At 51.3% G+C, this 23,225-nt stretch carries 19 protein-coding genes; 7 read left to right on the top strand and 12 right to left on the bottom strand.

Going from position 1 to position 23,225, the window contains the following annotated elements:
* Window positions 1-61: 61 nt before the first annotated feature.
* Window positions 62-3,163: a DEAD/DEAH box helicase gene (locus tag PLA01S_RS29510; RefSeq protein ID WP_127595773.1), complete on the bottom strand. Its 3,102-nt coding sequence runs from the start codon at window positions 3,161-3,163 to the stop codon at window positions 62-64.
* Between the two features lie 311 nt (window positions 3,164-3,474).
* Here PLA01S_RS29510 and PLA01S_RS29505 point away from each other — a divergent pair, with 311 nt between their 5' ends.
* Window positions 3,475-3,687: a hypothetical protein gene (locus PLA01S_RS29505; RefSeq protein WP_127595770.1), complete on the top strand. Its 213-nt coding sequence runs from the start codon at window positions 3,475-3,477 to the stop codon at window positions 3,685-3,687.
* Between the two features lie 269 nt (window positions 3,688-3,956).
* Here PLA01S_RS29505 and PLA01S_RS29500 read toward each other — a convergent pair whose 3' ends face one another.
* The 3 genes from PLA01S_RS29500 to PLA01S_RS29490 form a co-directional block, all read right to left on the bottom strand.
* Window positions 3,957-5,246 carry an ABC transporter substrate-binding protein gene (locus PLA01S_RS29500; RefSeq protein ID WP_127595768.1) on the bottom strand — a complete coding sequence of 430 codons (1,290 nt, stop codon included), beginning with the start codon at window positions 5,244-5,246 and terminating at the stop codon, window positions 3,957-3,959.
* A gap of 143 nt (window positions 5,247-5,389) precedes the next feature.
* Window positions 5,390-6,226 carry a carbohydrate ABC transporter permease gene (locus PLA01S_RS29495; protein WP_076326017.1) on the bottom strand — a complete coding sequence of 279 codons (837 nt, stop codon included), beginning with the start codon at window positions 6,224-6,226 and terminating at the stop codon, window positions 5,390-5,392.
* A complete protein-coding gene (locus tag PLA01S_RS29490) occupies window positions 6,226-7,107 on the bottom strand; it encodes a carbohydrate ABC transporter permease (protein ID WP_071222084.1) in 882 nt (293 codons plus the stop codon). Before PLA01S_RS29490 ends, PLA01S_RS29495 begins: the two co-directional genes overlap by 1 nt.
* 154 nt (window positions 7,108-7,261) lie before the next feature.
* Between PLA01S_RS29490 and PLA01S_RS29485 the strand changes: the two genes are divergently transcribed.
* The 3 genes from PLA01S_RS29485 (at window position 7,262) to PLA01S_RS29475 (ending at window position 11,525) form a co-directional block, all read left to right on the top strand.
* Window positions 7,262-9,046, top strand: a complete 1,785-nt coding sequence (locus PLA01S_RS29485; protein ID WP_127595766.1) for a cache domain-containing sensor histidine kinase — start codon at window positions 7,262-7,264, stop codon at window positions 9,044-9,046.
* A 1-nt stretch (window position 9,047) separates the two neighbouring features.
* The gene (locus PLA01S_RS29480) at window positions 9,048-10,664 is read left to right on the top strand and encodes a response regulator (protein WP_127595763.1); all 1,617 of its coding nucleotides are present in this window, start codon (window positions 9,048-9,050) and stop codon (window positions 10,662-10,664) included.
* Window positions 10,665-10,760: 96 nt separating this feature from the next.
* A complete protein-coding gene (locus tag PLA01S_RS29475; RefSeq protein ID WP_127595760.1) occupies window positions 10,761-11,525 on the top strand; it encodes a TspO-related membrane protein in 765 nt (254 codons plus the stop codon).
* Window positions 11,526-11,656: 131 nt separating this feature from the next.
* Here PLA01S_RS29475 and PLA01S_RS29470 read toward each other — a convergent pair whose 3' ends face one another.
* The 7 genes from PLA01S_RS29470 to PLA01S_RS29440 all read right to left on the bottom strand — a co-directional run bounded on the left by PLA01S_RS29470 (window position 11,657) and on the right by PLA01S_RS29440 (window position 16,336).
* A complete protein-coding gene (locus PLA01S_RS29470; protein ID WP_076326022.1) occupies window positions 11,657-12,037 on the bottom strand; it encodes a RidA family protein in 381 nt (126 codons plus the stop codon).
* Window positions 12,038-12,105: 68 nt separating this feature from the next.
* Window positions 12,106-12,780 carry an NAD(P)H-binding protein gene (locus PLA01S_RS29465; protein WP_127595757.1) on the bottom strand — a complete coding sequence of 225 codons (675 nt, stop codon included), beginning with the start codon at window positions 12,778-12,780 and terminating at the stop codon, window positions 12,106-12,108.
* A 318-nt stretch (window positions 12,781-13,098) separates the two neighbouring features.
* Window positions 13,099-13,374, bottom strand: a complete 276-nt coding sequence (locus PLA01S_RS29460) for a hypothetical protein (RefSeq protein ID WP_127595754.1) — start codon at window positions 13,372-13,374, stop codon at window positions 13,099-13,101.
* A gap of 32 nt (window positions 13,375-13,406) precedes the next feature.
* On the bottom strand, window positions 13,407-13,610 hold the full coding sequence (locus PLA01S_RS29455; protein WP_100540057.1) for a CsbD family protein: 204 nt from the start codon (window positions 13,608-13,610) through the stop codon (window positions 13,407-13,409).
* Window positions 13,611-13,851: 241 nt separating this feature from the next.
* A complete protein-coding gene (locus PLA01S_RS29450) occupies window positions 13,852-14,067 on the bottom strand; it encodes a twin-arginine translocase TatA/TatE family subunit (RefSeq protein ID WP_012818889.1) in 216 nt (71 codons plus the stop codon).
* 92 nt (window positions 14,068-14,159) lie between these two features.
* Complete coding sequence (locus PLA01S_RS29445) at window positions 14,160-14,711, bottom strand: RidA family protein (protein WP_127595751.1); 552 nt, start codon at window positions 14,709-14,711, stop codon at window positions 14,160-14,162.
* Between the two features lie 20 nt (window positions 14,712-14,731).
* A complete protein-coding gene (locus PLA01S_RS29440; protein WP_127595748.1) occupies window positions 14,732-16,336 on the bottom strand; it encodes a flavin monoamine oxidase family protein in 1,605 nt (534 codons plus the stop codon).
* A 279-nt stretch (window positions 16,337-16,615) separates the two neighbouring features.
* Between PLA01S_RS29440 and PLA01S_RS29435 the strand changes: the two genes are divergently transcribed.
* Both PLA01S_RS29435 and tatC read left to right on the top strand, forming a co-directional pair.
* The gene (locus tag PLA01S_RS29435; protein WP_100540054.1) at window positions 16,616-16,867 is read left to right on the top strand and encodes a MerR family transcriptional regulator; all 252 of its coding nucleotides are present in this window, start codon (window positions 16,616-16,618) and stop codon (window positions 16,865-16,867) included.
* A 23-nt stretch (window positions 16,868-16,890) separates the two neighbouring features.
* Window positions 16,891-17,661: a twin-arginine translocase subunit TatC gene (gene tatC, locus PLA01S_RS29430; RefSeq protein WP_127595745.1), complete on the top strand. Its 771-nt coding sequence runs from the start codon at window positions 16,891-16,893 to the stop codon at window positions 17,659-17,661.
* Window positions 17,662-17,855: 194 nt separating this feature from the next.
* Here the strand turns inward: tatC and PLA01S_RS29425 are convergent, their stop codons facing one another.
* Window positions 17,856-19,361 (bottom strand): HD-GYP domain-containing protein, encoded by a 1,506-nt coding sequence (locus tag PLA01S_RS29425; protein WP_127595742.1) that lies wholly within the window; start codon window positions 19,359-19,361, stop codon window positions 17,856-17,858.
* A 651-nt stretch (window positions 19,362-20,012) separates the two neighbouring features.
* On the opposite strand from PLA01S_RS29425, the gene PLA01S_RS29420 reads away from it, so the two are divergent.
* A partial coding sequence (locus PLA01S_RS29420) for a hypothetical protein (RefSeq protein ID WP_174819273.1) occupies window positions 20,013-23,225 on the top strand: 3,213 nt, incomplete at its 3' end.

Here is a 23,225-nt window from a genome sequence, read left to right as displayed (position 1 = left end):
ACCTCCTTGGCGTCCATTTCTGTATGCATTTCGGCTGCTTCACGCGCCGTATACAATCCGGTTACATCCAATCTTGCTCTTGCAGCTCGATCAACTGGCGGAGCTCACCGTCCGACATTTCCGTCAGCCAGGTTTCGCCCGACCCGACAACCTGCTCGGATAACGCCTTCTTCTGATCGATCAGTTCGTCAATCCGTTCCTCCAGCGTTCCCTGAGAAATCAGCTTGTGCACCTGAACGTTGCGGTGCTGACCGATCCGGAATACACGGTCCGTCGCCTGATTCTCGACCGCCGGGTTCCACCACCGGTCATAGTGGAGCACATGGTTCGCACGGGTCAAATTCAGGCCTACGCCCCCGGCTTTTAACGACAGAACAAAGAACTCAGTCCCCTCGCCTGCCTGGAATGCCCGTACCATTTCATCCCGCTCCCGTTTGGGCACCCCGCCATGAAGGAAATACGGCTCCTTCCCGTATTTACGTCCAAGCATGCTTACCAGCAGTTCGCCCATGCCCACATACTGGGTAAAAATCAGCGCGGATTCACCGACATCCGAGATGCTGTCGAGAATTTCAAGCATGCGCTCCATTTTGCCCGAGGACTCCGCACGCACCGCCCGTCCTTCGTCGCGTCGAAGCAGCTGCGGATGATCGCATATCTGCTTCAGCTTGGTGAGGGAGGAAAGCACAAGTCCCTTGCGAGCCATGCCCGTCCGGCTCTCGATCTGTCCCATCATCTCATCGACAACCGCTTGGTACATCGCACCTTGAACCTCGGTCAGCGGGCAATACGATTTCAATTCCAGCTTCTCCGGCAGATCCTTGCGGATATCCGGATCGCTCTTGAGTCTGCGCAGCATGAATGGAGATACCAGCTTATGAAGCTCACGGAATCTCTCCTGCTGCCCCTCTCCCGGCGCATAGCGCTGACGGAAGGTGTTAAAGGAGCCGAGATATCCCGGATTGAGAAAATGAAAGATCGACCACAGCTCCGCCAAACGGTTCTCCACCGGTGTTCCGGTCATGGCAATACGGTGTGGCGCAGATAATTTCATGACGCTCTGCGCCTGCTTCGTACGGTAATTCTTAATATATTGTGCTTCATCGAGCACCACACTCGACCACTGGATCGCAGATAAATCACCACTGTCTCTCCCCGCCAAGTGATAGGTGGTTAACACGATATCATGATTGGCCGCTTCCTGCAGGAAGTCTTCTCCACGCAGACGTCGAACCCCATGATGCACATGTAAGGTCAGATCCGGTGCAAATCGCTGAATTTCCCGCTGCCAGTTGCCCAGAAGCGAAGTCGGGCAAATGATCAGCACCGGACCGCCAGCGGATTCCGTATTGAGACGCTCCAGCAGACAGGTAATAACCTGTACCGTTTTTCCAAGTCCCATATCGTCGGCAAGGCAAACACCAAATCCCAAATCGCGCATCACGCTAAGCCACTGGTACCCCCGTTCCTGATACGGTCTCAGTTCGCCGTGAAGCGAGGAAGGAATCGGGCGAGACGGCAGCTTGCGGGCCGTTTCGCCATCCAGTAAGGAGGATAGCAGACCGGTTGTCTCTACTTCCTCGATAAAGAGACCTTTCCACATGCGTTCTCCATCCATATCAGCGCTAAGGTGCATCCATTCCGCGAGCTCCATCTCGCCCTTCTCATGGCGCTTCATGAAACGCAGCACTTGGTTGATCTCCTTCAGATCCACCTCAACCCATTCCCCGCGGAACTGGACATAAGGCAGATTCTGTTCGGCCAGAAACTTCAATTCTTCACGCGTCAGGGATTGACCTCCCATCGCTGCGGAGATCTGAAAGCTGACCAGATGCTCCATGCCTAACACCGGCAGCGGATGCGCCTCACCGGATGGTCTTGCATCCGGCATCATTTTCAGAGATAAGCCGACGCGGCGGCGCCCTTCCCTGCTCCATCGTGAAGGCATTTGAACCGTGACTCCGCTCGCCGTTAATTTCGGAACCGATTCCTTCATAAATGTGGACAAGCGGTCAAGCGACAGCGACACGCTCTCGGGAGCACGCCCATACAAGCCTGCGGCCAGCTCCGGTGCCAGCTCTGCCGCTTCTCCCAGCTTCATTAACAGCTGCAGCTGAACCCTAGAATACATCCGTCCACGGATCAACTGATCGGATTCCGGATTTCCCCATATGCTGCGGACTGGCATTAATAAACCCTCGTCCTCCTGGCTTCGTACCCAAAAGGACACCTTCCAGTCCTTGTGGCTCTCATCCAGGGGCGGCTCAAGCCGCAGCCCAAGTCCAATGGTTCCGTTCTCGGGAGGCTGATCCTCCCCGCTGGCATAAGGAAACACCGTCCCTCCAATACGTTCAACGGCTTCCTCCAGCTCGCTGACTTCCTCAGCCGTCCCTTGAATGGGAATATCCCGACTGACGGTCAATAGGCTGTTCCACCAAAGCTCCGCCAGTGGAGATTGTCCCCGCCGGTAGTTCGCCAGATAGGTCCGAAGTTTATCCTCCGATTCGCGGACAGCCGCCCGGGCTTGGCTGTCGATCACGCCGCACAGAAAAGAATACAGCACAATAGCCCCTGCTTCCTCACGGGTAGAAGGATCGAATCCGGCAAGAGCTGCAGGCGTCCCAATGGCAATTGGCGGGATATTCGCTGACAGCTGCAGAAAGCGCGCTGCATCCTCGGCAGACAGATGCGGCTTCCATACCGCTTTTATATTTTGCATCGTAGTCCGGCGCCTGCCCACGGAAGGCACCTCGGCCGTGCCTGGTGCAAACTTCCCTTGCAGTAGCAGCTCCAATGCAAATCTGCTCGCTTGTACCCAATATTCCATTTCTTCACCGACGCTTAGACCCTGAGCCTGATAATACTCAGGATCCAGCGAGATCAGCAATTGAAATGCGTCTCCCGGAGTCAGAGCAAGCCCTTCCATCGTCCGTCCGCCAAGTGTCTTCCGTTCCGGACGCCGTGTGCTTTTCGATCCGAGGACTTTGGCCGGATATCTGAGCTCGGCAAGCCGGAGGGAAGCGTTAGCGAAGGGACGGGTTCCATCCGGTCTGCGAAAGGTACGGACCACGCGGCTCCAAGCGTCCACTCTCGGTTCCGATACCTCACCGGAAAAACAAAAGAATACGTCACCTAACCATACGCCATAGAGCGGTTGATTCATCGTTGTCTCCCGTCTTTTCCTGCTTTATAGATATTATTACTATCTTATACGATAGCTTCAACATTTCAAAACGATGCGAAATCGTTCCCACGCCAAAATAACGTCAACCTTTATCATACCATGTATTTACTATTTCGTTGTGATCTATGTATTGCAGAATTCTCCTATATAGGTTAATAAAATATCCGTATTCTTATACAATCTCCGGTTACTCCAGCAGGAAAATTCCAAATCTTTTTGTTTTTTTGCGACCCTTCTGCTGATCGACCGTATGTAGATCATACATTTAGAGCTCGGGAGGGTATTTCATTATGAGTTTTGTTGGTGTTGGTGTTATCGGGATTTTGACTTTATTGCTGGGACTTTTCTTCTTCCTTCTTCACATTGTCGTCTGCGTATGGGGTTATAATGACGCCCGGCGAAAAGGCCGCAGCCCCGAATTTGCGATTCTGGTTGTGCTGGGCTTGTTGTTCTTCCCTGTTGTCGGTCTCATTATTTATTTGCTAATCCGAAATCATTATTAGTGGTGGCCATATTCCGATTCTTCTACTCCCTTTAGCCACGAGGTTCATGCTTATCAACGTTAAAGACGGTGTCTCCAAAACTGAAGTATGTTGCCACAAGAAGCAAAAAGGTCGAAGACCAGCGCTCTAAATGAGTCTGTCTTCGACCTTTTATGGTGCATGAATGAAAATCCAGGCTGTTTTTAAAGAGACAATCTACCTTGGGGACAGCCTCTATTCACGTCAATTGATCATTTCGATGGTATAGCATTATAGCGCCACCCTCGTGCTTACTTCGCCTTCAAGCTTTCCCATGATTTCTGAATGCCTTCGAACAATTGGTTCTTGTCCACATTGCCAGCCACATAACCTTGCATCTGACTGCCGAATTCATTCATGCCGCCGTCAGGGAATTTGTTGAACTCCCAGCTAAGCGCTTTGTTCTCTTTACTGTATTTCATGACATCGTTGCCCAGGTCGCCAAGCGTCTCGCTGTTTGCTTCGATGCTGGTCAGTGCCGGGATGAATTTGAACTCTTCCGTAATGTAACGTTTACCGGTCTCCGAAGTGACAAGCCAGTTCAAGAATTCCTTGGCTTCGTCCTTCACCTTCGATTTGTTGTTCACGACCCAGTTGTTTGGCACGCCGATCGGAAGCTTGTCATTCTCTTCGGCATTGTCATTGATCGGCATTGGCAGAAGGCCGATGTTCAGATCCGGATTGATGCCGTCGATTTGCACTTGCGTCCAGTTCCCGTTCTGGGTCATGGCCGCTTCACCGCTGGCAAAGGTCGTGATTTCCGTGTTGTAATCCGTCGTCAGCGGGTTCTTCTGCCCGTATTGAACGGTAAGGTCGAACAGTCTCATCCATTCGTCGAATTTCGCGTTGCCTACCAGTTTCTCCGCGCCTTCATTCATTCCTTTGACAAATGCATCCGGATCTTCTTGATGGGCGAATGGAATGTTCAGCAAGTGGTTGGCCAAAATCCAGGTCTCTTGGTATCCGTTCACGAATGGCGTAATACCGGCTGCTTGCAGTTTTTTGGCTGCTTCCTCAAGCTCTGTGAGCGTCTTAGGAAGCTCGGTGATTCCCGCCTTTTCAAACAAATCTTTATTATAAATAAATCCATAACCCTCGATGGTCATCGGTTGTCCGTACAGTTTACCGTCTTTGGTCATAGGCTCTTTGGCAACGTCAACAACGTCCTTCACCCATGGCTGGTCCGAGAGATCCTCGACATTCTCGAACCACGTTTCGAGATCGCGATATCCGCCAACGTTGAAAATGTCCGGCTCATCGCCGGAAGCGAACTTCGCTTTCAGCGCCGCGCCATAATCCGAGCCGCCGCCAACCGTTTGAATGTCCAGCTTAATGCCGGGATGCTCTTTTTCGTATTCGGCTTTCAGTTTATTCAGAGCCTCGGCGATTTCGACTTTAAATTGAAAAATCTTAATCGTTTTCGTTCCGCCTTCGGCACCACCATCAGCGCCTTGATTGTCCTCATTCTTGCCGCCGCAGGCTGCAAGCAGCGTAGAGAAAGCCAGAACCATGACCAGGAGCAGCTTACCGTATTTCTTCATTGTGAATCCTCCCTTTTTTTCTTCTATAAGGATCGTGTGCCGCATTTGTTGATAGCGTTTACTTTTCCAGTATAATCAACCTTTTTTCGTTAAATCAGGGATTATATTGATCTGTGAGGGGGAAGGAATTGACCGATTGACGGCTATCCCTTCACCGCTCCTTGCGTAATGCCCTCAATGATGTATTTCTGCATGGCCAGGAAGAAAATAATGACCGGCATGATCCCCAGCACCAGCGCCGGCAGAGCCAAATCCCACTGCTTGGTATATTGCCCAAAAAAGGCGAAGGTAGCAATCGGAATGGTCCGGAGCTCTGCGGACTGCAGGATCAGGGATGGCAGCAGGTAGTCATTCCATATCCATAGGGTGTTCAGGATGATGACCGTAACGAACATCGGCTTCATCAGCGGGAATACCACCCGGAAGAATACGCCGTATCCGCTGGATCCATCCACGGTTGCGGCTTCTTCGATCTCCATCGGGATCGATTTCACGAAGCCATGGAACAGGAATACGCTTAGCGGAACTCCGAAACCCAGGTAACAGATAATGAGTCCGTACAAGCTGTTGTTAATGCCCAGCGTTGCCGTCACTTTCACGAGCGGAATCATGATCGATTGAAACGGAATGACCATCGCCGCCACAAACAGCGCAAACATGATCTGGTTAAAGCGCGTGTTCCGGCGAACCATCTGATACGCGGTCATCGCACTTAACATCGCCAGCAGCAGATTGCTGGCTACCGTAACGACCAGCGAGTTCCAGAACGCCTGCGGGAAGTTGGTGATATCCCACGCCCGTGAATAGTTGCTCCATTCAAGAGTGGTCGGAAGTCCGGCCGAGTCCGTCAACAGATCGCCGAAGGTTTTGACAGAGTTCACGAACAGGAAGTAGAACGGGACCAGGAAGAGCAAGGCTACGATAATCATGATGATCTCGGTGGCCATGGTGTTCAGCCGATATTTTCTCGTGGTCTCCATTATGCTTCAACCTCCTTGCTCTTCGTAAATCGAACCTGCAGACTCGTTATGATGGCAACCACGATGAAGAAGATGACCGCCTTCGCCGTTCCGAGCCCGAGACGGTTATTCGTATAAGCCTCGTTGTAAATATTCATGGCCACCGACTCCGTAGAGCCGAACGGTCCGCCTTTAGTTAAGGATAGGTTCAAGTCGAACATTTTGAAGGACCAGGAAATCGCCAGGAACAAACATACCGTAACCGCCGGCATAACGAGCGGTATAATGATAGACCGCAGTACCTGCCCTCTGCTAGCGCCGTCGATTTCGGCTGCCTCCAGAATATCCTTCGGCACGTTGTTAAGCGAGGAGATGTAGATGACCATCAGGTAACCGGCCGTCTGCCATACGAAAACGATTACAATTGCCCAAAAAGCAGTTCCCTTCGTACCGAGCCACGGCAGATTGAAGAATCCGAGGTTTGTGGCATTACCGATCGCTGCAAACCCTTTGACAAAGATAAACTGCCAGATGAAACCTAGCAGCAAGCCGCCGATGACGTTTGGCATGAAAAAGATCGTCCGGAGCACATTCCGTGTTTTAAGCGGCTTGGTCAGGAAGTATGCCAGTAAAAATCCGAGCAGATTCGTCAGGATGACGCCAAGCACCGTAAACCGGGTTGTGAACCAGAAGGCATCACGGAATTTATCATCATTGGTAAAGATGGTAACAAAATTATCAAAGCCGACAAAGTCGATTTTGCTTGACACGCCATTCCAGTTCGTGAAGGAATAATAAAGACCCAGAAGGAATGGAATGATCATGATCAGGATGAAAAAAATAGTGGAGGGTCCCACGAAAAGAAACTGCTGCAGCAGCGCCGAAGATTTTTTTCGATTCATCCCTTGATCTCCCCTTTTCGTTAAGTTGTTGTATGATATACAGCCATTATGCGGTAACCTGTAAACAATAAACACGGAGAATCATGAACCGTTAGGTGTAAAATATTGACCATACGCGCTTCTGCACATTCGATAATCCAGGGGGTGATCCTACATGAAGTACCGCAGCATCCAGACCCGGCTGATCACGTTCATGCTCGCTGTCACAACCATTCCGCTCCTGCTCTCGCTGTTCATTACGTTTACGCATACCCGCGAGTCCGTGAAGGAGCAGACGGTGGATGAAAATATACGGTTGATTTATCAAGGAGCCACCAATCTGATGAACTATTTGCGCGGCATCGACCGCGCCTCCCTGTCCGTATATTCCGATCCCCATTTTCTGCGCAATCTTGCCTTAGATCCCGATAATCACCGGGTTGTAGCCGAGCTGTATACGACCTTGCAGGCCATTCAAACGGGCACGCAGGACGTGCATCAAATTTATCTACATAATAATTTAACGGGACAGTCCACCCAGATATCTAGTAATCTCCCTCGCAGGGAATTCCGGCAGGCGCCCTATCGCAAAATAGAAGAGTTCGGCCCGGGTAATACGGCCATCGAGCCCGTCCATCAGGTGCACAGTTACGGGTTCCCTCCGCGGCCTGCGGACATTCTGAATTTTGAAGTTTTCACCTTCTATCGATCCATCACCAACGTGCCGTCACCCGACCAATATGCCCTTATGGCGATCGATGTGAAACTTGACAGTATTTTGGCCATTTGCGATCAACTGTATGCTAAAGGGGAAGAACAGCTATACTTGATTGATGACGAGGGAAGCATCATCTACGGTCCGGATCCGCAGCAAAGAGGGCAAAGTTTGGACGACCCTGTGCTAATGGGCGAAATCGCTCAAGCGGATAATGGATATTATGACGGCGAAGACGCGATGATCGTCTACGAGAAGCTCGATTTGCCTTATGCTCCCTGGACGCTTGTCAAACAAATCCCGCATCAAACGCTGTACAAACATTCGACAGAACTAACGAGTATTAACGCGATTATTGCGATATTAGCACTTTTCGTTGTCATATTTGGCACCCTATGGATATCCATTCGGATTACAAGACCCATTAAACAACTCACAAGCTATATGAATCAGGTGAAAACCGGGCGGCTTGACGTGGATATTGACGTTACAAGCCCGGATGAGATCGGGATTCTCTCCCGCCGCTTCCGAACCATGATGGACACCATCAACAACCTGATCCTGCGTGAGTACCGGCTGGAAATCGCAAATAAGACCAATCAGTTGAAGGCACTTCAGGCCCAGATTGATCCGCATTTCCTATACAATTCGCTCCAGTCGATCGGTACCTTGGCCCTGCAGCACAATGTGCCGCGAATCTATTCCCTGCTCTCTTCGCTGGCGAATATGATGCGCTACAATATGCGCAACAGCGAGGGCAAAGTAACGCTGCAGGATGAGATCAACCATGTACGGCTGTACCTTGAGCTGCAGAAACAGCGGTTCAGGGACCAGCTGGACATCACATGGGATTTGGATCCGGAGAGCCTTACGGCTCCGGTTCCGAAGATGATCCTGCAGCCGATTGTTGAGAACTATTTCAAGCATGGCATGAATACACACCCCGGTGTCGGCCATATATCCATATCTTCCCGCATCTCGGAAGATCGCCGCTTGATCGTCGTCGTTGAAAATAACGGGTCATCCATCGAAGAGGCAGAGCTCGCTTCGATTCGCAGCAAGCTTGCGACCGCTTACGGCCACCCTGACCGAAACGATGCCGGCAATGATTCGATCGGGCTTTTAAACGTATTGATGCGTTTGAACTTATACTCCGACAACAAGGCTGGATTAACAATAGAGAATGTCGAGCCTCACGGCGTCAGGGTCACGCTCGATATCAACGCATGGGAGAGTGAACAGTAGAATGAGAGTATTGATCGTAGATGACGAACAGCATGTGCGGGAGGCTATAGGGCTTCTTGCAGACTGGGAGCGGCATGGCATCACGGAAATTGATCAGGCCGCTGACGGGGAGGAAGCGGTGCGCTTAATCGAGGAGAACAAACCGCAAATTGTCATGACCGACATGCGAATGCCCCGCAAAAACGGATTGGAGCTGCTCACCTGGCTGCATACCACGAAACCGGATATTAAAGTGCTCGTCATTAGCGGATATGATGATTTTGAATATGTGCGTCATACGATCCGTTCGGGAGGCATTGACTATATCCTCAAGCCCGTTGAACCGGACAGCTTGAACGAGGCGCTGGCCAAAGCGGTTCAAACCTGGCAGCTCGAGGAAGAGAAACGGCAGCAGATAACCAATCAGAATATCGAAATGAATCAGATGACCCCTTTCTATATGGACCGCCTGCTCTCGGATCTCGTTAACGGCTACGGCAACAGGGACAGCGTGGTTTCTCAATTGCGGAACCGGATGACGCTGCCGGTAATCGGCATGACCTATAACGTTGCCGTGCTGCGCGATGATCAATTTGACGAAGCTTTGCTGTCCAAATTCCGCAACAGGCGCCATCTGCTATCCTTCACGCTCATCAATATTTGCAATGAGCTGTTGATGGATCAGGGCGTTGCATTTCGACACATCGACAAACCCGGGGAAATCATTCTGCTCTGTTGGAATCCGCGGCTTCCCTTTAACGACGTGCTGGACCGAATCAATGACGGGTTCTTCTCCACCCTTCGCAGGCGGAGCCATTTCGGTGCCGCCAAAGCAGGCGCCTTTCCCGATGATCTGCCGAAGGCTTATCTAAATGCCGTCCAAGCCTTGTGCAGCCGCAATTTATTAACCGGCAAATGCCGCATCCATCGCGAACGTGCCGTTGAAAGCGAAGGCTCGCGCACCCTGCGGCTCTCCTCCTACGAGGAGAAATTCAAGCTGGCTGCACTCAGTGGGAGCAAGGAGCGCATTGAGACAGCCACGGAAGAGTGGCTCCAGGATGTGCGCGAGAGGGATCTCGTATCGCCGGAGCATCTGGTGAGGTGGAATTCGGAATGGGACTGGATCCAGTATCATTGGACGGAAAATGAAGTGAAAAGCACGCAGGAACCCGTCGAAGACGCTGAAATCTCGCAGGATCTTCCCTCCGCGCTTCCTTACAGCGAGGACGGAATGATCTGCTGGGACCGTTGGCGCGAACAGATCAGCGGAAGGCTTTATGCGGCATCCCGGGTCCTTACCCAGATCCATTCCAAGGACAACCACATCATTCATGACATTGCCCGCTATTTGGAGCAGCACTATCATGAGGAGATTTCCCTTCAGCAAATTGCGGGGAAGTTCTTTCTTAGCAGGGAGTACATTTCGCGTAAATTCAAACAGGAATTCGCCGTGACGTTATCGGATTTTCTCGGGCGGATTCGAATCAACAAAGCTAAAACGCTGCTGCTCAATCCCCAGATCCGGATCGCCCAAATCGCGGAGATGGTCGGTTACCAAGACGAAAAATATTTCAGTAAGGTATTCAAAAAGATGGAGGGTTTCACGCCCAACGAATACCGCAAGACGCATATGAGTTAAGTAAAAGGGCCAGCACCCTTTACTTGAACGCTGGCTTGATATTCATTCTTTTGGGTATATTCTATATATTCCAGACTGATATCAGGAGGAGATTGTATGTACCGCACCAACCCGTACCGCTGGTGGAATCTGCTGTTTTTCGCCGGGGTAATCACCGTGAATGTGTTATCAGGCATGCTGCCGCTTGGCGGCAGAACAACCGGGGAGATATCGGATATGTATTATACGGCGATCACTCCCGCAGGTTATGCCTTTTCCATATGGTCCGTCATCTATGTGCTGCTGCTCTTTTTTGTCATCTACCAGCTGCGTCGTGACACCGGAAACCGCGATTCCGTAAGATCCATCGGGCCATGGTTTATAGTCAGCTGCGTATTCAATATGGCTTGGCTTGTATTATGGCACTATTTGTACATTGAATGGTCTGTCGTGGCGATGTTGTTACTGCTGTTAACCCTGTGGGTTCTATATGTCCGCACGCATACGATAGACTATCCGACGTCAGGCGAGAAGTTCTGTCTGAAATTGCCGTTCAGCCTATATATCGGCTGGGTGTGCCCTGCCTTTATCGTCAATGTCGGGATCGTGTTTCAGAAGAATGACTGGAGCCTCTTCGGCCTGCGCGAGACTACTTTAGGGATTGTGCTGCTCTGCATCGGTGCTTTACTCCCTATCCTGATCGGCCAGCGTTACCGGGACAGCATCGTGCCGCTGGTCTTCACCTGGGCTTACATCGCCATCGCGGCCGAGCATCGGGAGACCGACAGCATCTTAATGACCGCCTTTGTACTCTCTATCGTCCTGCTCGTATATGCTATATGGCTCTTCTTTACGCGCAATCGGAGACGATCCCGGTATTAAAACCGAGTCTTAACGAAAAGCACGGTTCCTTGCTCATCCCAGGGATTAGTTTCAATACGCATTTTCATGGGGCAAAAAAAAGGAGCTTTGCCAATGCAGGCAAAGCTCCTTTTGACATGTGATAATATCGCTTATTGCTTAACGGCAATGACTTCAATCTCAACCAGTCCGTCCTTCGGCAAACGAGCAACCTCAACGGCGCTGCGAGCAGGGTACGGCTCGGAGAAGAAGCTTCCGTAGACTTCGTTGACCGCCGCGAAATCGTTCATATCCTTCAGGAATACCGTGGTTTTCACCACGTGATCCAGGCTTGTCCCGGCAGCTTCAAGGATCGCCTTTACGTTGCTGAGCGACAGCTTCGCTTGCTCCTGAACCCCCTCGCCGAACTCGCCCGTTTCCGGATTCAGGCCCAACTGGCCTGAAGTATATACGAATCCGTTGATTTCTACAGCTTGGCTGTATGGTCCGATGGCTCCCGGGGCTTTGTTGGTCGATATGATATGTTTACTCATGATATGTCACCCTTTCTATGTATTCCTATCTGTGTACATTGTAATCTGCCACGAGTACTCTGGCAAATTTAATCGGTGGCCTCGCCGAGAACATGCATGACTTCATTGGTGTATACATGGTGGCCTTTCATATCCGTTAAGCCGATATTCACCATCGACTTGGCTACTTTCCGCGCGGGTATGGCCCGGTATGGAGCCAGCTTCGGACCTTTGAAAGCAAAGTCGAGGGAAGTCATGAGAACCGAGGCCACCCGCTCTCCAAACCGCCGCTCGGGCCGCTCGCCCAGCAATAATGACGGTCTGAACAGATGCAGCCCCAGAAAACCGATCCCGGCCAGCTTTTCTTCAACCTCTCCCTTGGTCCGAAGATAGAAATTACGCACCTTCGGATCGGCGCCCGCAGAACTGACCGCCATAAATTGTCTCACCCCGTGCCGCTTAGCCAACTCGGCTGTCTTGATGACATAATCCATATCCACTTTGCGGAACTGCTGCTGGGAACCGGCCTTTTTGATCGTTGTTCCCAGGCAGCAGTACACGCTATGGACGCCGGAAAAAGCTTCGCTGTATCGATCCAGCCGATCCCATTCCACCAGGATGGGCTTCAGCTGGGGATGCGCAATATCAGGAAGACTTCGTACCAGCACGCGAACCTCTTCAAGCTCCCCGCGGCCCAGCAGTTCTTCGGTTACCATACGCCCCACAAGCCCCGTGGCCCCAACTACGAGTGCAACCATTCCCACCTCAAACCCTCCCTCCGTTCATGATATGAAATATAAATGACATGAAAGGCCTCTGCAGCCTGCCGCTCTTCTAAGCAGAACGAAGCACTCTCCGCCCTACCGTCAAAGCGATGAGTATCATCAACATGCCCACTGCGGTTTGAAAACCATATCGGGCTCCCCCGTCCGGGAATGGGCTGATCAAACTTCCTTTTGACCTCATTCTACACCGCATCGGACCCAAGTCAATATGACTATCTAAATATAAAACTCACATGAATTTCTCATGGCGCATGACCTGGACAACCACGCCTAAAAAGACAAAAAAAAGAGCGCAAATCAGGCTCGATTTGCACTCTTTCTCCAAGCGGTTATGAAACTGGTCAGCGGTTTCCACTCTCTGCGGAGCCAGCCGGAGGATTCGGCAGTTTCCTCCGCCATGACGCCCGAGGTGGGCGCTGCCGCCTGCTGACTGTCCGTGACAGGGAGAAATTCCTCATTCATCATCTCATAGTATCCCAAATGATAGGTGCTGACCATGTCTCCGTGTAAGGTAAACACCTTGCCGTCACGAATATCGATCACCTTGCCGGTCACAACCCGGGATTCCAACATGATTCATTCTGCCTCCCTTATCGTCTTATGGACTAGTCGCGGTATCTTGTACTCCAATCCGTATATTCACGCTCCGCCGCATCCTTCGTGTGCCCATAACGTTCCTGCAGCTTGCCAACCAATTTATCTTTCTCGCCGTCGATCACATCAAGATCGTCATCCGTCAATTTGCCCCATTGCTTCTTCGCTTCACCCTTCATCTGTTTCCATTTCCCTTTAAATACGTTGCTATCCATAAATATCAGCTCCTCTTAGAGTAATGAATGATGAAATGTAGAATTGCCTGTACTTGTGTATACCCCTCAGGAGTTTTTCTGAATCCTGGCAAACGATTCATCACGATGTTCAATCTTGAACCGCTCCCCAAAGATCAGCATTCAAAAAAGCGGCCCCCATAGATCTCAATAGATCCACGGGGGCCGCTTTACTTCCGCATGCATATCCGATTTCCTATCCCAAGAAGCAAAAACTTCCACATCATCCCTTCAGTTTGATGACCGCCCCTTCCCTTTCCCTCTCCTTGTCCTTTTCCTCCTCTTTATCTTCCCCAACCAGCTCCCTTGCGGAGGCTTTGAATTCAGATAACGTGCGGCCCACCGCCCGGCCAAGCTCCGGGAGCTTGGAAGGCCCAAACAGAATGAGCACGACAATCAAAATCATCATCAATCCGACAAAGCCGACATTTTGGAACATAAGGACCCAACTCCTTTAATAAGTGATGGTGACTGTGCTTTTGGGAAACGAAGCCGCTTTGGATCGGCTTGATTCATGGAATAATAAACAACTTACTTCTTCTTATCCTTGCTCGGGTACACGGCGACGGCTTCAATCTCAATCAACCAATCGGCATTCACGAGGCTGGCTACTCCCACGGTGGAACGCGCAGGCTTCACGGGATTCTCCTTCGTATTGAAAAACTGGGCGTATGCGTCAAACCAGCCGGTATAATCAAAAGCTCCGTTCTTGGCTGCATCCGGGGTCAGGTACACTCTCAAATAAACGACATCTTTCATTGTCAGTCCCTGCTCCTTCAGCTGCTTCTCGATTTCTTTCAAGATGCCGATCCCCTGGGTTTTCGTATCGCCATAGCGCTCATAAACCGTCTTGCCATCCTTGTTCAGTAAGGGCGGAACCGTCCCGCTTGTAAAGAGATAGGAAGCTCCTTCGGGTACGATAACCCCGCTGGAAATAGAGGAGGTAGGACTGCCGTAAAATTTCGGAGAGGGTGTGGCTTTGGACGGCTTCTTATGGGCAGAAGAGTTATCGGCATACGCGGTCACGCTCACGGCACTGAACAGCATGGCCAGCGCCAGGATCGTCTTCATTTTATTTTTCATTGGAGTTGTCTCCCTTCTATTTATGCTTTCATCACGCGCTGATGGATATCGGTTACGACCTCGCGGGCGGACTCAATGGCGCCTGCCTGCCAGGCCGTAATGTAGCTGATGTGCTCCCCTGCCAGGTAAATGCGGTTATCCGGCTTGCAGAGGGTAGGGTAGTAGGTTTTCCTATCATTGGCGGAATAGGATACCCAGCCCCCCTCCTGGTATTTGGTCTTCTTCCAGTCGATCGAGAAGGATGCCTCGAATTCCTTCGGATACTGCGGATGGATTTTGGCCCCCTGCGTCAACGCCAGTTTCTCGCGCTCGGCATACGACATGCCGCCGAGTTTATCAGCAACGCCTCCGTACGCATAATAGCCAAGCAAGATCCCCTTCTTCCCAAAATAATCTGTCGGCGGATAGTAGATTTGCGTGATGTCCATATTCGTCAAACTGCTGCCGCCGTACAAATACTCGTCCTCTTCCCAGAAGCGCCGCTTGAACTGCAAACCGATTTTACCGGCGGAGGCGTAGCCGACGCTGCTTATCGCTTTGGACATCTCCGGCGAGAAGTCGGCCGGGATCTTCTTCAGCACCGTCAGCGGTATGGTGCAGATACAGTAATCGCCGCGGATTTCCTGCTCTCTGCCGGAATGGCCGTCCGCGTACACAATCCGCACACCAGAGGTAGACTGGCGAATTTCCTTCACCTCGGCCCGGTACTTGATCCGGCTGCCTACCCGTTTCTCAAATGCCTTAACGATGGCGTCCATGCCGCCTACGGGATGAAACATCATCATCTGCTGGTCGTAACCGTATTCGTTGCTGAAATATTTCCCGAAACCGGAATTGATGATAGCCTTCAAATCGAACGGATCCCGGAGCACACCCGCATCCAGGCGGCTTCCCGGTTCATCCTTATATCCGCCGCGCTCCGATCCCTTATAGAACAGGTCTGGATTCAGATCTCCTTCGGCCTTCAGATAATCGACCAGCTTCAGCTTCTCTTCCGCCGTCAACGGTAGATCCAGCGCATTTTGATTCACGGCTTTGGCCAGCATTTCGGCCACGTAACCGCGTACGTCGGCTTTGGCTGCACGCTTGGGGACGCGCTGCCCCGATAAAGCCCCCACGTTCTCGTTATAGTAATAACCGCTCTCATTCACATTGTTGAATGGCTCGATGGCTACGCCAAACTTCTTGCAATAATCCAGCGTGACGTGAAACTGCGGAATCCGCATCGGACCTGCATTGAAATACAGTCCGATATCAAAGCGGGAAGTCTGGCGGCCGGATCCGATCTCCGCCACGGAGGTTCCTTTGCGGATCGTCCAGTTGCGCCCACCGGCGAAGCTTTTCGCTTCCAATATCGTACAGTCGTAACCTGCAAGACCGAGCTCATACGCTGCCGTCAGCCCCGCGATCCCTGCGCCAAGAATAATAATCTTCTTGCCGCCGCGGCCGCTTAAGTTCAGGTCATCCTTCCCGGGAGGCGTATATTCCGCTGCTTTCAACGTTTCCGGCGTAAGGAGCCCCATCGTACCCATCAAGCTGAAGACAGCGACAGAGCCGCCCACCTTGCCAACAGTCGTCAGAAATTGCCTCCGGGTCATCTCTTTTGGTTGTTCTTTTGTAGCCACCCTCGTTCACTCCTTCGCTAGTTTGTGTGATTGGATTCATGAGCCGATCTTAGCAGAGAAAACAAGGTTTGACTTAAAGTTTGTCAGGAATTCTTACACGGTTTTTTTATTTTTGAAAAATGATTGCTTTTTCACCCTGTTTTTCATAAAATCATGTCATAAATCCTTCCAAACAAAATGAATACGCCCAAATTATTGCCGTTTTATCTTCTTCGGTTTTAATCCCAAGCCATTTACAGCAGCTCAGGGTTAACAATACTTACATAGGAGGTAAAGATCATGGAGAGTAAGGTGATGAGTATTGGGGTTGTTTGCGAACTGACCGGCTTGACGGAACGGCAAATCCGGTATTACGAGGAACGGAAGCTTATATTTCCGGAGCGTACGAAGGGAGGGAATCGCCGATATTCTTTTGAGGATGTGAAGATCATCCAGGAAATCCATCAAAAAATGCAGGAGGGATTTAATACATTTGAACTCAAGGAATTGAACAAAACGAAAAAACAGCGCTGCACGCCCATCTTCCGATGATGCAGAAAGGAGTGAACGAGACTATGGAGTTCAAGAATACGATGACGATGCTGGAGCACATCGCCGAGCTAAGGAAGCGGATCCTTCAGGTGGCCGCCGTCTTCATTCTGAGCATGGCTGCCGGCTTGATTGCCGCTCCCCATGTGTTATCCGTATTGAAACATCACTCGCCGGCCTTTCAGGTAACCTGGAACGTATTCTCGCCATGGGACGGACTGCGCATCTATATGAGCATAAGCATCGTATTATCGCTGCTTCCTACCCTGCCATTTGCCCTTTATCAAATATGGCTGTTCGTCAATCAGGGACTGAATAACCGCGAGCAGAGAGCAGCTCTCCGGTTTATCCCCTTCTCTGCGTTGTGCTTTATCATAGGGGTTAGTTTTGCGTATTTTGTCGTTTTTCCCATGAGTCTTGCCTTTACGACGGGAATCAACAGTCAGATGGAACTCGTGGAAACCTATGGTGTCTCCCAGTACTTCGGGTTCATGTTCAATATCATCATCCCGCTGTCCCTTGCCTTTGAGCTGCCTGTCGTCGTCCTGTTTCTAACGCGAATAGGAATATTAAGCCCGGCCATTCTGCACACGATGAGGCGGTATGCCTATGTCGTTCTGGTGATCGTTGCAGCGCTGATCTCGCCGCCTGACCTCGTATCCCACTTGATGGTTGCCATCCCGCTCATTGGTCTGTATGAGATCAGCACATGGCTGGCTAGCTGGATGCATCGCAAACAGAAGCATGTGGAGCATGAAGAAGGCACGGAAATCGATACGGCTCACCAGATGATATGATATCCGGTTTTCATTCATCCCTAGCCAAAACGGCGGAAGCAGCATGGAGATCGCAACCACTTGCTTGGCTGTCCTGGGGTCCAGTGATATGTTAACGACAGTCACACAAAAAAAGAGGCCGTTTACCTGCACAGGTACGGCCTCTTTCTTATTCCTATTCCATTGAACCAGGAGCGATTCCCTGCTTATTATCACTAGCGGATCGTAATGACCTTCTTCTCCGCTTTCATATATTTAACGAACATGCCCGCATAATCGGGATCCCACTGGGTTCCCCTGCCGGCTTCCAGTATGTTCAAGGCATCAACGGATTTCATGCCGCTGCGGTACGGCCTGTCCGACGTCATGGCATCATAGGCATCGGCCACGGCAATAATCCGGCCGAACAGCGGAATTTCCTTCCCCTTCAAACCGTCAGGGTATCCGCACCCGTCATACCGCTCATGATGGGATCGTACCCCCTCCAGATAAGGTGCCATGGCATCGGCAGGCTCGATCTGCAGGAGAATGTTCTCTCCTTGAGCAGGGTGAGCCTTTACTTGATCGAACTCCTCTGCCGTCAGTTTTCCTTCCTTCAGCAAAATATTGTCCCGAACCCCGATCTTGCCGATATCATGCAGCAATGCCGTCTTGTGCAAAAGATCAACCTGCTCTTCGCTGAGTCCAGCCAGCCGGCCGATTAACACCGAATATTCCGCCACCCGAAGCGAATGTCCTGCCGTGTAAGGATCTCTGGCATCCAGCGCCGCTGCCAGGGCGGCAAAGTAACTGTCCAGCAGCTTGCGATTCCGCTCCTCGCGCACCTGCAGTCCGCGAACCATCATATTGAAACCCGCGATCAAATTGGAAAACTCATCGGAATAGAGATTGGAGGTCTGAATCAGACGCCCTTCCTTAATCTCATTCATCGCCCGGTACAGCTGCCGGATCGGCCGCTGTAAATCCTGGGTCAAGAGCCAGGCGCCGATATAAGCAAAACCGACACCAAGCAGCAATATAAATCCCGCCCAGCCCCAGTACTGCTGTGCTACGATCTGACTAAGCCCCTCCAGACGAATCTGCACCGCCAGACTGAACAGAAACAGCGGAAAGGTGCCGATCAGCATCGTGCTCAGCAGAAACTTCGTCTGAATCGCCATGAATACATGGCCCTCAAGGGAGAAATCCACGCCATAACGCGACAACGCCTGCCGCCGAATCTCTTTGATCAGCGGACGGATCGCAGCGATCGTCAGGAAGAATTCGATCATGGCATGACAGCTGGCTAGCAGGACCGCCCCAAGGCAAGCCAGCCATATATAGAACGGCGGAAAATTCAATTTTCCCTGCTCCATCATCCAAACCGTAAGCAGAATGGCCGGAAGCGACAAACCGAGCAGATGAGGCCCGAATATGCGGTATACCGCTAAACGCGGCATGCGGTGTATACTCAAATATGCTTTTTCCAACGTTTCCAAATCCGTATTCCCTTCATCAAACCCCGCGTGAATCGGTCGTAAATGCCGAAGAAAGACGGTCAGCTCCGACGCAATCATCACCATGAACGAAATGGCCAGTATGACCACAAGACGCACGCCTTCCTCAATAGGAATTTCCAGAGTCGTTACCATTAATACGCCACCCACAACAAGCACAGCTGCAATGGACCCGATCATATAGTTCCGGATTAGCTGTTTAAGAAAAGACTTATACAGTTGCATGGAACGCCTACTTTCATTAACAGATGATAACCATCGGCAAGGCATATGAGCTCCGAACGTATTCGACATGATGCTACAATTTTAAGAGCGCAGCAGCAGAATTTGCAAGAAAAAATTGTTAATATGAATATCGTTGGATTTCAGGAAAAAATCAAGCGTTTTTACATAACATTCTAATATTCATTTGAATATCTTTGCTTATTACGAGCACTTGTGCTATAATAAGTTATTGTTATATGAAGTTTAACCCCGTTAGTTCCTCGAAACATGGTTATTTACATCTCTGTTGAAGTGCAAATTCCTATTTTATGACCCTAAGAGTAAGAGTTTTATGGAACAGTTTTCTGATTCACACTGGAGCGGTCATCGGAGCCGCAAGGACGAAAGAGAGGCAGGGCTTTTGTCGTTTTAGAAGCAAAGATTCTTGAGAATACTTCAAATACGGAACCGACTGTACAGCCGTTATTGGCCGTCAGGGGTTAAATTTTATATGTGCTTTTTGGCGCTCAATCAAGGACTCGGCCTTTGGCCGGGTCCTTTTCCATGTTACGCTGCCCTTTCGTTTGTCGAATCCCAAAAGACCAGTGACAGCCGCCTAAACGGCTGCATATGATACCGGAGACGATGAGTATTCGGAAGGAGCGTGTTGTTTTGAAGAAAAAGAAGAAAAGCCCATCATCTTCCTCTTCCCAGCCCTACAGGGTAGATCCCCATACAAGGGAGCTTGATCTGCTTGAGCGAAATAAAGGACGCAGCCTCAAAAAAGATAAAGATGCCCACATCCTTTCAGCAGCTACCATTATGGATCTGGATGAGGATCTTATCGGCCTTATGGAATTAAAACAAGAAGAAAACAAACAAAACAAAGAAAACCAAGAAAACCAAGAAAACAACCCATTATCGGGATCTGACGAAGATTCCACCTTCCCTATAGAAGATGACGTAGCCGCTGACACCCCGACCGTGCCTACCGATCCCCCATCCCTTCCCGAGATGGAGATTGAGCATGTGCAGCTGATTATGGAAAAGGAAATGCCTGAAATTAAGGGCGCATTCATATATACAGAGGACATAGGGGAATATGCGGTAACCGAAAGCCGGATCGCTTCGAGAGCGGTCACAGCATCCAAGCTGTCACGTGGTGCCGTCGGGCCTGAAGCCATACAGGATTACAGCGTCACCAGTCTGCACCTTGCCGACGAAGCCGTAACCTCAGGAAAAATCGCGCCATTATCGATCACAGGGGAACATCTGATGGATGGCATCTTATCTACGCGCAAGTTTCGGGACGGTTCCGTAAATGCCAGCAAGATCAAGGATGGCAGCGTAACCTCGCAGAAGCTGGCTGACCACGCCGTGGTCAGCGACAAAATCGCGGATGGGGCCATTACTGCTCGTCATCTTCAACAGCTCCTCGTGACAACCGACCTGCTCGAAGACCAAGCGGTTCAAGGGGACAAAATCGCATCCAGCGCCGTAGAAACCCGACATCTCGCTAATGAGAGCGTCCATAGCTCCAAGCTTGCGGAGGATGCTGTCACTTCGACCAAAATCCGTGAAGGTGCCGTAACAGGAAAAAAAATCGCCGATGATACCATCTCGGGTTCTCACATAAAACCGCAAAGCATCGAGAGCAAACATTTGGCCAGCGAGGCGGTAACTGCGGAGCATATTGCTGCCGGCAGCATCGGGTCAGGCCTAATTGCTGACGGTGCAATCAACGCCGGGCATATTCAGGAAGGCTCGCTCAGCGCCCGCCATTTAGCGAACGGAGCCATAGGATCAGAGCAAATCCAGTTCGGCTCCATCGGTTCCGATCAGATCGGCATCAACGCTGTTGCCCCCCGCCATCTGGCTGATTCCAGTGTCACAAGTTCCAAGCTTGCCGATCAATCCGTCCATACGGTGAAGCTGGTTGAACAGGCGGTTACGGCTTCGAAAATCGCGGACCAGAGCATACTCCCTACCAAAATTGCCAATGAAGCCGTTCAAACGCGCCATCTGGCAAAGGGCGCGGTCGAATCGGACCAGATTGCATCGAATGCCATTCTAACCCGGCATCTCGCTGCGGATGCAATAAATGCCGAGCATATTGCCGAGGGCAGCATCTCACCTCAGCATTTCGCACCTCAGAGCGTCATAGGGCGTGCAATTCAGCCCAAAACGATAGCGGAACAGCATCTGGCTGACGGAGCGATCGGAAAACAGCATCTTCAGCCCGCATCCGTCGGCGAAGAGACGCTAGCACCCGAGAGCGTGACGAGCCAAAAGCTTGCGCTTGGATCGGTTGGCGGAGCCATTATTGCTAAGCATGGCGTAACCTCCGGCAATATTGCCAGCGAAGCCATTCAGCAGCAGCACTTGTCAGCAGGCAGTGTAGGCGCCGAAGCTCTGCAAAACGGGGCGGTTCGCGAGCCTCATCTGACCGATGGATCTGTTGCCAGTCGCCATCTGCAGAAGGGAAGCGTACGTACACAAGCGCTCGCACAGGGTTCGGTAACGACAGATAAAATTGCGGCAGGCAGCATCGTGGAGTCCTCGATCGGCGATGGGGTTATTGCGCCTCGACATTTGGGGGACCATGCGGTAACTTCGCCGAAACTGTCTCCGGAAAGCGTGTCCACGGATAAACTGACAGACCTTGCCGTAACTTCAAATAAACTGGCTGAGAGCAGTGTCTCTGCTGCCAAAATAGCTCCAAAGGCTGTTCAATCCACTCATCTCTCGCCGAATTCGGTGACTTCAGAAGCAATTCAGAACAAGGCCGTTACTTCGGAGAAAATTGCTCCGCAGGCTGTAGAGGGTGCACATCTGGGACTGGAATCCATCCTGGGCAAACATATCATACAGGAAGCCATTCATGGCTATCACTTGAAGAAAAAATCCATCACGTTAAGCCATTTGGCCGATGAAAGCCGCTCAGCAGAAGCGTTGTTTGCGGACGGCAGCATCCCGGGCGTAAAAATCGGACCACAATCCATTACGGAAGCCCACCTCTTGCCTTCGTCAGTCTCGGGAGCCGCGCTGCAAGCGAACGCCGTGAGTGGTGACAAGATCAAGCCTCTCTCCATTTCAGCAGTGCATCTGCAAGAAGCGAGCGTTCAGTCTGACCACCTGGGCGTGGATATTGTCAAATCACAGCATATGGATGAGGGATCGGTGACTGGACGCCATCTTGCTTCCAGCTCTGTTAATGCCCGGCACATTCAGGCAGAGAGCATAGAATCCGCACATATCACGAACGGCGCCGTCCTTCCTGAGCATGTCGCCGGAGAATCGATCCAGAGCGGACATCTCGCCGAAGGCGCTGTGTGCTCCAAGCATATTGAATTGTTCTCGATTCAGAGCCATCACCTGGCTCCGTACTCCATCAACGCAGCCCATCTCGGAAATCAGTCTGTCGGTCATGTCCACCTGCAGCCGGACAGCGTTGGCGTTGATCAATTGCAGCCGGGGGCCGTAAAATCGAGGCAGCTGGCGGAGGGTGCCGTTCTTCCCCATCACCTGCAAATTTCCAGCATCGGTTCGCAGCATATCGAAGCCGGCGCAATCACAACGGAACTTGTGCAGGACGGTGGAATTACAGGCAGCAAGATTGCTGAAGCTTCTATCACCGGCAAGCACGTTGCCGATGGTTCGCTCACAGGCGCGCAGATTGCCGACGGGGCAATTGGCAGCAAGCATCTCGGGCCGGATGCCTTCAACAACTTCACGTTAGCCGAAGGATCGGTTACAGGCAGCAAGATTGCTGAGGCCACCATTACAGGATCGCACGTTGCAGACGGCTCCCTGACGGGTGCGCAGATAGCCGACGGAGCCATCGGTAGCCGGCATCTCGGACCGGATGCCTTCAACAACTTCTCG

Origin of the sequence: Paenibacillus lautus NBRC 15380 (assembly GCF_004000945.1) — a bacterium.
Lineage (GTDB): Bacteria > Bacillota > Bacilli > Paenibacillales > Paenibacillaceae > Paenibacillus_AQ > Paenibacillus_AQ lautus.
The sequence above is the reverse complement of the archived record's forward strand: the minus strand, read 5'-3'. Positions and strand labels throughout refer to the sequence as shown.